This is a genomic window from Aromatoleum toluclasticum ATCC 700605 (assembly GCF_000378245.1).
Classification (GTDB): Bacteria; Pseudomonadota; Gammaproteobacteria; order Burkholderiales; family Rhodocyclaceae; genus Aromatoleum; species Aromatoleum toluclasticum.
This window is the reverse complement of the sequence record NZ_KB899532.1, coordinates 1-1804: the sequence shown is the minus strand read 5'-3', so window position 1 is coordinate 1804 and position 1804 is coordinate 1. Positions and strand designations below refer to the sequence as shown.

The window sequence follows — 1804 nt, the reverse complement described above, 5'->3', positions numbered from 1 at the left end:
GGACTAAACCGCTCTCGCGGTAGGGCGCGCTGAACCGCTTCGAACGGTCAGGACGTCGGGGGTGTGCATCGGCAGTGCTCTGCCATGTTGGAGATGAGGCGACCCGCCTCGTTTTCGACAGGAGCACGTCATGGAAACGACTACCCGCCCGATCAGCCCCCTACGCCAGCGCATGCTCGACGACATGCGGATGCGCAAGCTCCATCCCAAGACGCAGTCCGCGTACATCCGCGCGGTGTGCAACTTCGCCCGCTATCTGGGGCGCTCGCCGGATACCGCGACCGTCGAGGATCTGCGCAACTACCAGTTGCACCTGGTCGACTGCGGCACATCGCCGACGTCGCTCAATGCCGCCATCAGCGGGCTGAAGTTCTTCTTCGATGTCACGCTCGAACGCGGCGAGCTGATGGCGAAGATGCAGCCCGTGCGGCTCCCGAAACGGCTGCCAGTGGTGCTCAGCCCCGCCGAAGTGGGCCGCCTCATCGCGGCCTGTGGCAATCTCAAGCACCAGACCGCATTCTCGCTGGCCTATGCGACCGGGCTTCGCGCCAGCGAAGTGGTAGCACTCAAGGTGAGCGACATCGACAGCGAGCGCATGACGGTGCGCGTCGAACAAGGCAAGGGGCACAAAGACCGTTACGCGCTGCTTTCGCCGGTGCTGCTGGAGCGACTGCGGGTGTGGTGGCGAGTCGCCCGAGCACAGGGCAAGATGCTCGACGGCGGCTGGCTCTTCCCGGGGCTCAATCCGATCGAATCGCTCAGCACCCGGCAGCTCAACCGCGCCATCCACGCGGCGGCACTGGCTGCCGACATCGACAAGCGGGTGTCGCTGCACACGCTTCGACACTGCTTCGCGACTCACCTGCTCGAACAGAAGGTCGACATCCGCGTCATCCAGGCCTTGCTCGGGCACAAGAAACTCGAGACCACGGTGACCTACACCCACGTTGCCAACGACGTGCTGCGCCAGGTGATCAGTCCGCTGGACGGTTTGCGCGTGCCGTAGCGGCGTGCTCGCGCGCCCCTCGCTGGAGGTGGCCGACGTCTTTCGCCGCTTCGGCCCCGCCTGGCGCGACGCCCAGCGCGGACACCTGAGCCTCGGGCAGTTGCGGGTGATGTCGGCGATCGAACAGTGCCGCAGCGCGGCGCTGGGGGGACACGTGCTGCGTTGCGATACCTGCGAGCACGTCGAGATCAGCTACAACTCCTGCCGCAACCGTCATTGCCCGAAGTGCCAGGCTCGCGCCGCCCAGCGCTGGCTCGAAGCACGGCAGGCCGATCTGCTGCCGGTCGAGTACTACCACGTGGTGTTCACGCTGCCGGCGCCGGTCGCCGCGCTGGCCTATGCCAACAAGTCGCGCCTATACGATCTGCTCTTCGAGCTTGCCGCCGAAACGCTCACAACCATCGCCGCCGATCCCAAGCACCTCGGAGCACGCATCGGCGCGACGTTGGTGCTCCACACCTGGGGCTCCGCGATGACCCATCATCCACATGTGCACGGCATCGTGCCGGGCGGCGGACTGTCACCCAACGGCGAGCGCTGGATCGCCTGCCGACGCGGCTTCTTCCTGCCGGTACGAGTACTCTCGCGACTGTTCCGCCGGCGTTTCCTCGAAGAACTGGCGAAGGCCCACGCTGCCGGGCAGATAAAGTGCGTCGGCGAGTTGCAGGCACTGACCGATGCCACCTCCTTCCAGCGCTGGCTCGCCACGCTGCGCAGCCACGAATGGGTGGTTTATGCCAAGCGCCCGTTCGCCGGCCCCGAAGCCGTGCTCAACTATCTGTCGCGTTACACGCATCG

The 1804-nt window shown here is 66.0% G+C and carries 2 protein-coding genes; both read left to right on the top strand.

Annotated features, from left to right (window positions below; all coding sequences use genetic code 11):
* Positions 1–130 precede the first annotated feature (130 nt).
* Entirely contained in the window at positions 131–1006 is an 876-nt protein-coding gene (locus tag F464_RS0127605; protein WP_026296382.1) for a tyrosine-type recombinase/integrase, read from the top strand.
* Between the two features lie 4 nt (positions 1007–1010).
* Positions 1011–1804: IS91 family transposase (locus tag F464_RS0127600; RefSeq protein ID WP_018993102.1), on the top strand; the 794-nt coding region annotated here is incomplete at its 3' end.